At 72.3% G+C, this 11,858-nt stretch carries 11 protein-coding genes and 7 tRNA genes; 9 read left to right on the top strand and 9 right to left on the bottom strand.

Annotated elements, in window-relative coordinates; translation table 11 throughout:
- Positions 1–12: 12 nt before the first annotated feature.
- From ACZ4W5_RS17345 to ACZ4W5_RS17325, 5 genes are all read right to left on the bottom strand, one after another.
- Positions 13–84 (bottom strand) — tRNA-Val (locus ACZ4W5_RS17345).
- 44 nt (positions 85–128) lie between these two features.
- Positions 129–200 (bottom strand) — tRNA-Val (locus tag ACZ4W5_RS17340).
- 41 nt (positions 201–241) lie between these two features.
- Positions 242–313 (bottom strand) — tRNA-Val (locus ACZ4W5_RS17335).
- Positions 314–347: 34 nt separating this feature from the next.
- Positions 348–421 (bottom strand) — tRNA-Cys (locus tag ACZ4W5_RS17330).
- A gap of 40 nt (positions 422–461) precedes the next feature.
- Positions 462–534: transfer RNA gene (locus tag ACZ4W5_RS17325), tRNA-Gly, on the bottom strand.
- Between the two features lie 333 nt (positions 535–867).
- On the opposite strand from ACZ4W5_RS17325, the gene ACZ4W5_RS17320 reads away from it, so the two are divergent.
- From ACZ4W5_RS17320 to ACZ4W5_RS17310, 3 genes are all read left to right on the top strand, one after another.
- Positions 868–1,947 (top strand): chorismate-binding protein, encoded by a 1,080-nt coding sequence (locus ACZ4W5_RS17320; protein ID WP_465655297.1) that lies wholly within the window; start codon positions 868–870, stop codon positions 1,945–1,947.
- Positions 1,948–1,972: 25 nt separating this feature from the next.
- Positions 1,973–2,803 carry an aminotransferase class IV gene (locus tag ACZ4W5_RS17315; protein WP_360230157.1) on the top strand — a complete coding sequence of 277 codons (831 nt, stop codon included), beginning with the start codon at positions 1,973–1,975 and terminating at the stop codon, positions 2,801–2,803.
- A gap of 67 nt (positions 2,804–2,870) precedes the next feature.
- Positions 2,871–3,713, top strand: coding sequence for a GNAT family N-acetyltransferase (locus ACZ4W5_RS17310; RefSeq protein WP_465655295.1), 843 nt, complete (start codon positions 2,871–2,873; stop codon positions 3,711–3,713).
- Positions 3,714–3,769: 56 nt separating this feature from the next.
- On the opposite strand, the gene ACZ4W5_RS17305 is transcribed toward ACZ4W5_RS17310, so the two are convergent.
- Positions 3,770–4,270 (bottom strand): DsbA family protein, encoded by a 501-nt coding sequence (locus ACZ4W5_RS17305; protein WP_360230153.1) that lies wholly within the window; start codon positions 4,268–4,270, stop codon positions 3,770–3,772.
- A gap of 111 nt (positions 4,271–4,381) precedes the next feature.
- Here ACZ4W5_RS17305 and ACZ4W5_RS17300 point away from each other — a divergent pair, with 111 nt between their 5' ends.
- Positions 4,382–4,855, top strand: a complete 474-nt coding sequence (locus ACZ4W5_RS17300; RefSeq protein WP_465655293.1) for a hypothetical protein — start codon at positions 4,382–4,384, stop codon at positions 4,853–4,855.
- Between the two features lie 24 nt (positions 4,856–4,879).
- On the opposite strand, the gene ACZ4W5_RS17295 is transcribed toward ACZ4W5_RS17300, so the two are convergent.
- Together ACZ4W5_RS17295 and ACZ4W5_RS17290 are read right to left on the bottom strand one after the other, a co-directional pair.
- On the bottom strand, positions 4,880–5,449 hold the full coding sequence (locus ACZ4W5_RS17295) for a CGNR zinc finger domain-containing protein (protein WP_402485425.1): 570 nt from the start codon (positions 5,447–5,449) through the stop codon (positions 4,880–4,882).
- A 378-nt stretch (positions 5,450–5,827) separates the two neighbouring features.
- Positions 5,828–6,241 (bottom strand): SsgA family sporulation/cell division regulator, encoded by a 414-nt coding sequence (locus ACZ4W5_RS17290; RefSeq protein WP_030056266.1) that lies wholly within the window; start codon positions 6,239–6,241, stop codon positions 5,828–5,830.
- Positions 6,242–6,663: 422 nt separating this feature from the next.
- On the opposite strand from ACZ4W5_RS17290, the gene ACZ4W5_RS17285 reads away from it, so the two are divergent.
- Positions 6,664–6,735, top strand: a tRNA-Val gene (locus ACZ4W5_RS17285).
- 211 nt (positions 6,736–6,946) lie between these two features.
- Positions 6,947–7,018: transfer RNA gene (locus ACZ4W5_RS17280), tRNA-Val, on the top strand.
- Between the two features lie 62 nt (positions 7,019–7,080).
- Here the strand turns inward: ACZ4W5_RS17280 and ACZ4W5_RS17275 are convergent.
- Positions 7,081–7,848, bottom strand: a complete 768-nt coding sequence (locus ACZ4W5_RS17275; RefSeq protein WP_360230147.1) for an exonuclease domain-containing protein — start codon at positions 7,846–7,848, stop codon at positions 7,081–7,083.
- A 144-nt stretch (positions 7,849–7,992) separates the two neighbouring features.
- On the opposite strand from ACZ4W5_RS17275, the gene ACZ4W5_RS17270 reads away from it, so the two are divergent.
- The 3 genes from ACZ4W5_RS17270 to thrS all read left to right on the top strand — a co-directional run bounded on the left by ACZ4W5_RS17270 (position 7,993) and on the right by thrS (position 11,813).
- A complete protein-coding gene (locus tag ACZ4W5_RS17270) occupies positions 7,993–8,547 on the top strand; it encodes a DUF4365 domain-containing protein (protein WP_360230145.1) in 555 nt (184 codons plus the stop codon).
- Positions 8,548–8,579: 32 nt separating this feature from the next.
- A complete protein-coding gene (locus ACZ4W5_RS17265) occupies positions 8,580–9,746 on the top strand; it encodes a hypothetical protein (protein WP_360230143.1) in 1,167 nt (388 codons plus the stop codon).
- Positions 9,747–9,833: 87 nt separating this feature from the next.
- Positions 9,834–11,813 (top strand): threonine--tRNA ligase, encoded by a 1,980-nt coding sequence (gene thrS, locus ACZ4W5_RS17260; protein WP_360230141.1) that lies wholly within the window; start codon positions 9,834–9,836, stop codon positions 11,811–11,813.
- Positions 11,814–11,858: the final 45 nt, after the last annotated feature.

Genomic DNA, 11,858 nt, shown 5'->3' with positions numbered 1-11,858 from the left:
GGCCCGTTACTGTGCGCGATACTGGGATTGAACCAGTGACCCCTACCGTGTCAAGGTAGTGCTCTCCCGCTGAGCTAATCGCGCCTGGTGAGGCGGTTGTGCAGCGAGCCTCGAAGGGCCCGTTACTGTGCGCGATACTGGGATTGAACCAGTGACCCCTACCGTGTCAAGGTAGTGCTCTCCCGCTGAGCTAATCGCGCCTGGTGAGGCGTTCCTGCAGCGAACCCCGCGAGGTTCGACGTGCGCGATACTGGGATTGAACCAGTGACCCCTACCGTGTCAAGGTAGTGCTCTCCCGCTGAGCTAATCGCGCGGGGAGGCCCCCCGGACGAGCCGGGAGGACCTCTTGGAGGTGGAGACGGGATTTGAACCCGTGTACACGGCTTTGCAGGCCGTTGCCTCGCCTCTCGGCCACTCCACCAGGCAACACATGAAGAACGATCTTACACTGTTCTCCATCGAGCGGACGACGAGATTCGAACTCGCGACCCTCACCTTGGCAAGGTGATGCTCTACCAACTGAGCCACGTCCGCCTGTCTCCCCGGGACCTTCACCGCTTTTCCTCGGCTGCGCTCCCTGGCGACGTGTTGAACTCTAGCGGATTCCCGGGCCAGCTAAAAATCCGTTCCCGCAGCGTGCCGAGGGGATGCCGGCGGAGTGCCGTTCCGTCAGTCCTTCCGGCCGGTCACACACCACCACCTGCGACGCTCCCGGACGATCATCCGCAGGCCACCCGGCGCACACCGGCGCGACGCACCCAGCTGCTCGTACGCGGGGGCGCGGCGGGCTCGGACCCGGCCCGGGGCACGCCCCCCCGACCTACACTTCAAGCACCGCCACCCCCAGCACCACCGCGCAGGAGAACCGTGTCCGGCCACCCCGACCCCCGCACCCCGCTCGCCCGCTTCGGCGGCCGTCTGGCCACCGGACTGCGCGACGTCACCTCGGACCCGGCCGCGCTCGACTCCTCCGGCTACTGGGCCGTCGCCTACGACTTCGAGGGCCGGCTGACCTGCGCCCGCTTCGACGAGGTCCGCCCCGCACCCGCTCCGCCCTCCGGCGCGGGCTGGCACGGCCCGGACGCCGGCAGCTGGCACAGCTCCCTGGACCGCGCCGCCTACACGGCGGGCGTACGCCGCATCCGCGCGCACATAGCCGCCGGCGAGGTCTACCAAGCCAACCTCTGCCGGGTGCTCTCCGCACCGCTGCCCGACCCCGACCGCAGCGACATCGACGCCCTCACCGGCCTCCTCGCCCGCGGCAACCCCGCCCCCTACGCCGGGACCGTCCGGCTGCCCGACCACGGCGTCGAGATCGCCACCGCCTCCCCGGAGCTCTACCTGCACCGCACCGGGCGCACCGTCTCCTCCGGCCCGATCAAGGGCACCGGCCGCACCGAGGACGACCTCCTCGACAAGGACCACGCCGAGAACGTGATGATCGTCGACCTGGTCCGCAACGACCTCGGCCGGGTCTGCGGGACCGGCACCGTCACCGTCCCCGACCTCTGCGTCGTCGAGAAGCACCCCGGCCTGGTCCACCTGGTCTCGACCGTCGAGGGCACCCTGCGCGACGGCGCCGGCTGGCCCGAACTGCTCGACGCGACCTTCCCGCCCGGCTCGGTCACCGGCGCCCCCAAGTCCAGCGCCCTGCGGATCATCGACGCCCTGGAGACCGCCCCCCGCGGCCCCTACTGCGGCGCGGTCGGCTGGGTCGACGCCGACCGTGGCGAGGGCGAACTCGCCGTCGGCATCCGCACCTTCTGGCTCGACCGGCAGGACCCGCGGGCACCCGTCCTGCGCTTCGGCACCGGCGCCGGCATCACCTGGGGCTCCGACCCCGAACGCGAGTGGGCGGAAACCGAGCTCAAGGCCGCCCGGCTCGTCGCGATAGCGTCGGGCGGCGAGCCCGGCATCGACACCGCCCCCGAGCCGCACCGTGTCTAGGAAGCATGTCTAGAAGCAGCCCTCGATGAACACCCGCACCACGAGCTGGGTCAACGGAACCCTGGTCGACTCCGCCGACGCCGCCGTCTCGGTCCTCGACCACGGCCTCACCACCGGCGACGGCGTCTTCGAGACCATGAAGTCCGTCGACGGCCGGGCCTTCGCGGTCACCCGCCACCTCGACCGGCTCACCCGCTCGGCCCGTGGCCTCGGCCTGCCCGACCCCGACCACGCCGTGGTCCGCGAGGCCTGCGCACAGGTCCTCGCCGCCAACCCGGCCCCGCTCGGCCGCCTGCGCGTCACCTACACCGGCGGCGACGCCCCGCTCAGCTCGGAGCGCGGCACCACCGGCCCCACCCTGGTGGTCGCCTTCAACGCCATCGGCCCCCGCCCGGACGAGACCGCCGTCGCCGTCGTCCCCTGGCGCCGCAACGAGCACAGCGCCGTCGCCGGCCTCAAGACCACCTCGTACGCCGAGAACGTGGTCGCCCTGGCCGCCGCCCACCGCACCGGCGCCTCCGAGGCCCTGTTCGCCAACACCGCGGGCCGGCTCTGCGAGGGCACCGGCTCCAACGTCTTCGTGGTCCTCGGCGGCCGCCTGCTCACCCCGCCCCTCGCCTCCGGCTGCCTGGCCGGGATCACCCGGCAGCTGGTCATCGACTGGTGCGGCGCCGAGGAGGCCGACCTCCCGCTCGGTGCCCTCGAGGAGGCCGAGGAGATCTTCCTGACCTCCACCACCCGCGACGTCCAGGCCGTCACCCGCGTCGACGACCGCCGACTGCCCGGCACCGGCCCGGTCACCGCCAAGGCCATGGCCGTCTTCGCCGAGCGCAGCGGCGACGACCTCGACCCCTGATCCCGGGCCGGGGCGATGCCCCCGGGCAGCGCGGATAACCTCCCCGGCGAGGGGAAGGGACCACCACATGACCACCACGCTGCGCCCCGAGGGCCCGGAGACACCCACCACCGCCGGCGGCCGCACCAGACGCTGGCGGATCCTCGCGAACGGCCACCAGGTCGGCGCCCTGCGCACCACCTCCGCCCGCCACGACAGCGAACTCTGGGGCGAGATAGCGGAGTTGGAGATTACGGAGGGCCGCGGCCGGGGCCGCGGCACCTTCGGCGCGCTGGCCGCGGAGGAGGTGCTGCGCGCCTGGGGCTGCACCCGGGTCGACGTCGTCGTCCCCGAGTCGGCCCCGATCGCCCGGGGGCTCGTCGCCGCCCTCGGCTACACCGAGCGGATGCGGAACCTGGGCAAGAGCCTGACCACCGCCCCGCCCCTGCCCCCCGGTGTCACCGCCCGCCCGATCGACGCCGCCGAGTTCCCGGCCTGGATCGACCGGGCCGCGCGGGAGTACGTCCAATCCCTGCGGGACTCCGGCCTCACCGAGGCACAGGCCCGGGCCAAATCACGCCTGGACCACCGCAACGTCCTCCCGCAGGGGGCCGAGACCCCAGGCGTCGCGCTGCGCCGACTCCACGGCCCGGGCGGCGCCGGGCCGCTCGGCTCGCTCTGGGTGAACCTCCACCTGCGCGACCTGCCGGACGGCACCCCGCTCGCCTGGGTCATGGTGGTCGAGGTGGACCGGGCCCACCGCGGCCGGGGCCACGGCCGCACCCTGATGCTGCTCGCCGAGCGGGAGTGCCTGGCCGCCGGAGCGCGCGAACTCGGCCTGAACGTCTTCTCCGGCAACGCGGCCGCCCTCCGGCTCTACGCCTCGCTCGGCTACCGGGTCGTCAACCGCTGTTACGGCAAGCCACTGTGAGCAGTTGACGCAGCATCAGGTCGACTGGGCGTCAGGTCGACGGGGCGCCGGGTGCGTCAGGAGGCCTTCGCCGCCTCGATGGCGGCGACGATCCGCTCGCGCAGCCCGTCCTGGCTCTTCCCACCGTCCAGCCGCTCGCGGCCGATCACGTACGTCGGCGTCCCGGTGACCCCGATCGCCTTGCCCTCGGCCTGGTCGGAGTCCACGATCAGCATGTGCCGGCCGTCGACCAGCGCGGTGTCGACCTCCTCGGCGTCCACCCCGACCTCCCGGGCCACCTCCAGCAGCACCTGCTGCCCCCGGGCGTCCAGCTCCTCGACCCGGGCCAGCAGCGCCTCCACGAACGGCCACCCCAGCCCCTGGGCGAACGCCTCCTCGGCCGCCTCCGCCGCGGCGTAGGCGTGCTTGTGCTTCTCCAGCGGGAAGTGCCGCAGCTCGACGGGCAGGGCGTCGCCGTACTGCGCGCGCAGCGCCCGTACGTCGTCCAGGGCGGTGCGGCAGTCCGGGCACTGGAGGTCGCACCAGAACTCGAGGCGGGGGAGGGAACCATCGATCATTCCCCCAGTGTTCCACTAGTGGGTGCCCGCCCCCGCCCGGCGGTGCGCCCGAGGGCGGACCGAGAGGGAGGCACCGATGTCAAGGACCACCGGAAGCGAAGGGGCGCGCCCGTGCTGACCGCGACGATCAGCTTCCTCCTCACGGCCGGCGGCGTGGCCGTCGCGGGCCTGCGCGCCCGGCGGCGGCGCCTCCGCTCGGCGACCCGCTGGTTCGCGGTCGCCCTGCTGCCCGCCGGGCTCTACCTGACCGGGCTGTTCCCGCTGGCGAGCACGATCGGCCGGGAGTTCGCCGACTGGGCGGCCAAGCTGGTCTTTGACCCCCGGGTGTGGACGGGCCTGGTGCTGCTCGGCGTCTCCGCCGCGCTGCTGTTCGCCAGCCGCTGGCCGGGCCGGCGCGCTGAGGTGGAGTCCTCCGCGGAGCGTCCGGCCGCGGCCGGAGCGGCCCCGGAGCGCCCGGCGGTGGCCCAGGCTCCCCAGGCGTCGAAGGCTCCGAAGGCGTCCGGCAAGCAGCAGGCGGGCAAGCGGGACGACGGCCTCGGCGACTTCGCCGACATCGAGGAGATCCTCCGCAAGCGCGGCATCTGAACCGGGCGGGAGGTGCGGCGCCGGTCAGGCGGGGGCGACGGCCTCCGCCGACCGCTGCCGCGCCCGGTAGGCGGCGACGTGCAGCCGGTTCCCGCAGGTGCGGCTGTCGCAGTAGCGCCGGGAGCGGTTCCGGGAGAGGTCCACGAAGACCCGCGCGCAGTCCGGCGCCTCGCACCGGCGCAGCCGCTCCCGCTCGCCCGCCATCAGGATGAAGGCCAGCGCCATGCCCAGTTCCGCCGCGAGGTGGGGCCCGAGCGCGGCGTGCGGGGCGAAGTAGTGGATGTGCCAGTCGTGGTGGTCGTGGTTGACCAGCCGGGGCGTCGTCCCGGCGGCCGCGACGATCGCGTTGACCAGCTCGGCGGCCGCCTCGGTGGACTCCGTCCAGAACACCTCGCGCAGCCGGGTGCGCAGCTCCTGCACCTGGCGCAGGTCCTCCTCGGTCAGCGAGTCGATCTCGCTGATCTCCTGGCGGCCCACGAAGGCGTCCAGCGCGGCGACGTCCGGCAGTCGCTCGTCGCCGCACACCTCGGGTGCGGTGTTGAGCAGGTCCACGAGGATGCTCAGCGCGCACTCGGTGTCATGGGTGATCAGCACGTTGGGACTCCTCGCGCAGGGGGACTCCGATACCCCGCGTCCACGGTTACCCCAGACCATACCGGCCCTTGCGGCATAAGGGCGGCGCGTTCGTTCGAAGGCCTGTACGGATTCCGGTGGAGTGTCCCGGTCTGGGTACGGCCCGGAAACGACGGTGGCGCCCGGCAGCAGGAGCCGGCCACCCGTACGGATGGCCGGCTCCGGTGCCGGGCGCCTGCGGTGCTGTGGCCCCGCTCCGGTGGGAGCGGGCCGTTCACCGGCCCCGAGACCGCGTGGTGCGCGGCTGAGTCCGCAGCCGTGCCCCCGAGTAGGACGGCTGCGATGACGGCAGGAAGTACGGCCCCGCCGACAGCGGGGCTGGACCACCTCCGGTCGGGGTCAGCTTTCGGCGAGGATGTGGGACAGCTCCCGGTCGAGGTCGAAGTGACGGTGTTCGGTGCCGGGGGGCACCGCGGCGTCCGTCCGCTTGAGGAACGACTCAAGCGCCCGGGCCGGGGCCTCCAGCAGGGCTTCTCCTTCCGGAGAACTCAGGGCGATGCAGACCACCCCTTGCCCGTGGCTGCGCGACGGCCACACCCGGACGTCGCCGGTACCGGTGGGTCGGTGCAGCCCCTCCGCGAGGAGATCTCGGGCGAACACCCACTCCACGGTCTCGTCGGCGCCCGTGTGGAACGTGGCGTGCACGGCGTAGGGGTCGGCGGTGTCGTAGCGCAGGCCCGCGGGGACGGGCAGTGATGACTCGCTGGACACGATGAGGCGCAGGTGCAGCTCGCAGCTGACCGTGGTGTTCATAAGCGCCATGGCCTTTCGCTCAGTGTGCGCTCGGGGAATCGCACGTCGGCGAACGGACCATCCCACCCCCAAGACCGATGTAAACCCCTCTGTCCCGATTCGGGCGCGAGTCGTACCCCTTACGGCGCATTGCGGAATCGCCCCGGAGTACCCGCCCGGGGCATTACCGGTGGTTCTTCTCGGGGGGATTCCGGATCGGCGTGCACGCGGCCCGTCGGAGTGGTGGGCGGGCCGGGAACAGGGGAGCGGGTGGTGCGGCCGGGTCCGACGACTCGTGCGCGCGGGCGGGAGGGGACGGGACGGGACGGGGAGGGGCGGGACGGGCGGCGGGGAGGCCCCGGCCCCTGGGGCCGGGGCGAGGGCGCCCACGGGCAGGGTGTTCGGAGCACCCTCCGGGATGCGGTAATGTTTTCCCTGCACCCGGGCGATTAGCTCAGCGGGAGAGCACTTCGTTCACACCGAAGGGGTCACTGGTTCGATCCCAGTATCGCCCACCGGAATGCATTGTGATATGTGAGGCCCAGTCGATTATCGGCTGGGCCTCACATGTATTTCCGGAATCCATCCGAAGAACCGGTGCCGAATCCGGCTGAGGGCCAGTCATCTTCCGTGCGGAGCGCGAGTTCTGTGGATGCGTCGGCCGTACCCCGGAAGAGCGAGTTGTACGACCGCCCCCGAATGGTGCTACAGTTCTTCTCGTTGCCCGGGCGATTAGCTCAGCGGGAGAGCACTTCGTTCACACCGAAGGGGTCACTGGTTCGATCCCAGTATCGCCCACCGGACAGCACGCAGGCCCTGACCAGGAAACCGGTCGGGGCCTGCGGCGCGTTCCGGACCGGTCACGCCGCCGCCCGGCACCCGTGCTCCGGCTCCAGCCGACGACCGCAGCCGCACCGGGCCGGTCGCAGCGGCCAGGACAGGTCCACCCGCTCCGGCGTTCCCGAGCGGTCGAACCAGGCCTGCAGCCCCCGGGCCTGCGCCGCGTGCCAGACCGCCTGCCGCAGGTGCAGCTCCGCCGCCGTCAGTCCGCCGAGCGCCGCCGGATAGCGGGCGCCTATTCGCCGGATCAACGACAGGGCCGCCGTCGCGTCCGCCGCCGCGTCGTGCGCCCCGGCGAGGTCCACCCCGTAGTGGGCACACAGGTCGGTCAGCGTCCGCCGGCCCTTGCGGTAGCGGTCCACGTGCTTGTCCAGCACCCGCGGATCCAGCACCACCAGCCCCGCTCCGTCCAGCCCGGTGCTCAGCGGCAGGCCGTGGTGGCGCCGCAACTCCCGGTCCAGCAGGGTCAGGTCGTAGGGGGCGTTCATCACCACCACCGGGCGGCCGGCCCGCGCCTGGGCCGCCAGCGCGCGGGTGACCTCGGCCACCACCGTGCGGGCCGGGCGGCCGTACGTCCGGACCTGCTCGTCGGTGATGCCGTGCACCGCCCGGGCCCCGTCCGGGATCGGCACGCCCGGGTCGGCGAGCCAGGTGGTGGTCTGCGCCGGTGCGCCCGGGGTGAGTTGGACGACCAGGGCGGCGGAGACGATGCGGTCGGACTCCACGTCCACGCCGGTCGTCTCGGTGTCGAAGGAAGCGAGTGGGCCGGTGTACCAGTGCTGCTGCATGACTGCCCCTCAGGCGTGCGTTCCGCGCCCTGGTGATACCCGGTTCTGACGGTCGCTCAACCCGTTTGGCCCAGCTACGACCGGGGATCCTGCCACTGGGCCGCTCGGCCCGGACGGGCCCGGAGCCGGGGAGGCCACGGGGCGATGGCACTGACACAGCCGCAGCCCGACGGAGCGGCGACCACACTCAGGGGGAACCTCGCGGTCACCGCCTGCATGGAGACGCTGCAGGTCGGCTACCTGCACGCGGTCGCCGCGGCGGCCGGCTGCTCGCTCTCCCAGCCGTTCCCGGACAACGGCATCGACTGGCAGGTCAGCCACGGCTCCCGGGAGCACGACGTGGACGACGAGGTCACCATCAAGATCCAGCTCAAGGCGACCCAGCAGATCGCGCCCGGTCCGGCCGGGCCGTTCTTCAGCTTCACCCTCGACAACGACCACCTGCGCAAGCTCGCCCGGGCCCGGGTCGCCGTCCCGCGGATCCTGGTCGTGATGCTGCTGCCGCGCCGGGTCGACCACTGGCTCCGGGCCCGCCCGGACGCCCTCGAACTGCGGCACTGCTGTTACTGGGTCAACCTGGCCGGCCACCCCGTCACCGGGAAGCGGCGCACCAACGTCCGGGTGCCCACCGACAAGGTCTTCGACGACCGCGCGCTCTGCGACATCATGGCCCGGGTCGGCGCGGGCGGCAGCCCGTGACGGCCCGGCCCCGGCAGCGAGGAAGCACGCCCATGACCCTGCCGCACGGACCGGAGGACCGAGCCCGGGCCCTGCCCGACCCGGCCACCGTCGACCCCGCGGTGCTCGCCACCCTGCTCGCCCGGCACGGCTGGGTACGGCGCGGCGGCCCCGCCGCCCGGTACGGCCGCTGGACCCCGCCGGACGGCGAACCCGGCACCAGCCTCCTCGTCCCCACCGCCGACGGCTTCGACGACGCCGTCGAACTCCTCACCGACGCCGTCACCGCGCTCTCCCGCTCCCGCACCCCCTCCGCCCGCTCGATCCTCCTCGCCCTCGTCGTCCCCGGCGACGAACTCAACTGGCGCCGTGAACTGCCCGGCCCGGCCGACGCCACCCCCTGGGACGACGCCGAACGGCTCCAGCGGGCCGCGCGCTCGATGCTCGCCGCCGGGGCCAAGGCCGGCCGGACCACCGCCGGCTACTTCGGCGCCCGGCTGGACGGCCTTGCCGGGGAGTTCCTGGACCGCGTCCTCCTGGTCGAACAGGGCGCCGTCGACCAGGGCGCCGCCCTCACCGCGTACACCCCCGCCCCCGAGGGCCGCACCGCCGTGACCACCCTGGTCCGCGCCCTGGAGGCGCTGCGCGACGCGGTCGACTACCGCCGGGTCAGCGGCGGGCCCGAGGCCTTCGAGAACGCCGTCGGCTCCGGGGTCAGCCGGGAACTCGTCCGGTCCGTCGAGGACCTGGTCCGCGGCGCCACCGCCGCCCGGCTCACCGTCGCCTGGTCGCCCGCCGCCGGCACCCCGGGCGGCTTCGGCGACCGCCGGATCGAGCTCGACTTCTCCCCCGGGGACCTGCCCGCCCTCGCCGAGGCCGCCGAACTGCTGGAGCGGATCGAGCCCGCCGTCGACGTCACCGTGGTCGGCGTGGTCGTCCGGCTCAAGCGCGCCGACCCGGCCGGACCGGGCTCGGTCCGGCTCCGGGTGCTCGGCGGCGCCGAGGTCCGCGAACTCAAGGTCAGGCTGCCCGACCCCGACTACCGGCTCGCCGCCGAGGCCCACCTCACCGGCGTCCCGGTCCGGGTCTCCGGCCGCCTGGAGCGGCGCGACGGCTTCCGCCGACTGACCCGGCCGCACGGCCTGGAGCTGTGCGATTGGGGGGAGGGCGACCGCGACCGGCTGCTCAAGGGGCTCCAGGACGGGGGAGAGCGGTCCTGAGTGCGCGGTGCGGGTGACGCTCTCGGTACCATCGTCACGCGCAGCGCAGTGTTGCGTCCTCTGAATCCAGCACGTCAGGAGAGACCGGTGACGGACGTCCGGGTAATCATCAACCGCGAACCCGATCGGGAAGAGCGCGTGGTGACCACGGGCACTACGGCCGCCGAGCTCTTCGCCGACGACCGCTCGATCATCGCCGCCCGCGTCGGCGGCCAGCTCAAGGACCTCGCGTACGCCGTCCAGGACGGCGACGAGGTCGAGCCGGTCGCGATCGGCAGCAAGGACGGCCTCGACATCCTGCGGCACTCCACCGCGCACGTCATGGCCCAGGCCGTGCAGCAGCTCTACCCCGAGGCCAAGCTCGGCATCGGCCCGCCGGTCAAGGACGGCTTCTACTACGACTTCGACGTCGAGAAGCCCTTCCACCCCGATGACCTCAAGGCCATCGAGAAGAAGATGCAGGAGATCATCAAGCGCGGGCAGAAGTTCTCCCGCCGCGTGGTCACCGACGAGGCCGCCGCCGAGGAGCTGGCCGCCGAGCCGTACAAGCTGGAGCTGATCGGCCTCAAGGGCTCCGCCGCCACCGCCGGCGAGGGCGCCGACGTCGAGGTCGGCACCGGCGAGCTCACCATCTACGACAACCTGGACGCCAAGACCGGCGAGCAGTGCTGGGGCGACCTCTGCCGCGGCCCGCACCTGCCCAGCACCCGGCACATTCCGGCGTTCAAGCTGATGCGCAACGCGTCGGCCTACTGGCGCGGCAGCGAGAAGAACCCGCAGTTGCAGCGCATCTACGGGACCGCCTGGCCGACCAAGGACGAGCTCAAGGCCCACCTGGACTTCCTGGTCGAGGCCGAGAAGCGCGACCACCGCAAGCTGGGCAACGAGCTCGACCTCTTCTCCATCCCCGAGGAGATCGGCTCCGGCCTCGCCGTCTTCCACCCCAAGGGCGGCATCATCCGCCGCGCGATGGAGGACTACTCGCGCAAGCGGCACGAGGAAGAGGGCTACGAGTTCGTCTACACCCCGCACGCCACCAAGGGGAAGCTCTTCGAGAAGAGCGGCCACCTGGACTGGTACGCGGACGGTATGTACCCGCCCATGCAGCTCGACGAGGGCGTGGACTACTACCTCAAGCCGATGAACTGCCCGATGCACAACCTGATCTTCGACGCGCGCGGCCGCTCGTACCGTGAACTGCCGCTGCGCCTCTTCGAGTTCGGGACGGTGTACCGGTACGAGAAGTCCGGCGTGGTGCACGGCCTGACCCGGGCCCGCGGCTTCACCCAGGACGACGCCCACATCTACTGCACCCGCGAGCAGATGGCGGAGGAGCTCGACTCCACGCTGACCTTCGTGCTCAACCTCCTTCGTGACTACGGTCTGACCGACTTCTACCTGGAGCTGTCGACCAAGGACGAGGAGAAGTTCGTCGGCAGCGACGAGACCTGGGAGGAGGCCACCCGCGTCCTGGCGAGCGTGGCCGAGAAGCAGGGCCTGCCGCTGGTCCCGGACCCGGGCGGCGCGGCCTTCTACGGCCCGAAGATCTCGGTGCAGGCGAAGGACGCCATCGGCCGTACCTGGCAGATGTCGACCATCCAGCTCGACTTCAACCTGCCGGAGCGCTTCGACCTGGAGTACACCGCTGCGGACGGCTCGCGTCAGCGGCCGGTCATGATCCACCGCGCGCTGTTCGGTTCGATCGAGCGGTTCTTCGCGGTGCTGCTGGAGCACTACGCCGGCGCCATGCCGCCGTGGCTGGCCCCGGTCACCGTGACCGGCATCCCGATCACCGACGAGCACGTGCCGTACCTGCTGGAGGTCGCGGCCGAGCTCAAGAAGCACGGGATCCGGGTCGAGGTGGACACCTCGGACGACCGCATGCAGAAGAAGATCCGCAACGCCCAGCGCTCCAAGGTCCCGTTCATGCTGATCGCCGGCAACGACGACGTCGAGGCGGGCGCGGTGTCCTTCCGCTACCGCAACGGCGAGCAGAAGAACGGAGTGCCGGTCGCGGACGCCGTGGCCGAGATCGTGGACGCGGTGAAGAACCGCATCCAGGTGTGACGCCGTAGTCGGACCGTTGACGCGCGGGGCAGGCTCTTCAAGAGT

This window comes from Kitasatospora sp. NPDC029367 (genome assembly GCF_055569135.1).
The sequence above is the reverse complement of the archived record's forward strand: the minus strand, read 5'-3'. Positions and strand labels throughout refer to the sequence as shown.

Excerpts from the sequence above, each read along its gene's own strand:
- ACZ4W5_RS17290 (WP_030056266.1), bottom strand. The coding sequence starts at position 6,241 with ATGAACACCACGGTCAGCTGCGAGCTGCACCTGCGCCTCATCGTGTCC.
- ACZ4W5_RS17310 (WP_465655295.1), top strand. The coding sequence starts at position 2,871 with ATGACCACCACGCTGCGCCCCGAGGGCCCGGAGACACCCACCACCGCC.
- ACZ4W5_RS17270 (WP_360230145.1), top strand. The coding sequence starts at position 7,993 with ATGGCACTGACACAGCCGCAGCCCGACGGAGCGGCGACCACACTCAGG.
- ACZ4W5_RS17315 (WP_360230157.1), top strand. The coding sequence starts at position 1,973 with ATGAACACCCGCACCACGAGCTGGGTCAACGGAACCCTGGTCGACTCC.
- ACZ4W5_RS17275 (WP_360230147.1), bottom strand. The coding sequence starts at position 7,848 with ATGCAGCAGCACTGGTACACCGGCCCACTCGCTTCCTTCGACACCGAG.
- ACZ4W5_RS17305 (WP_360230153.1), bottom strand. The coding sequence starts at position 4,270 with ATGATCGATGGTTCCCTCCCCCGCCTCGAGTTCTGGTGCGACCTCCAG.
- ACZ4W5_RS17265 (WP_360230143.1), top strand. The coding sequence starts at position 8,580 with ATGACCCTGCCGCACGGACCGGAGGACCGAGCCCGGGCCCTGCCCGAC.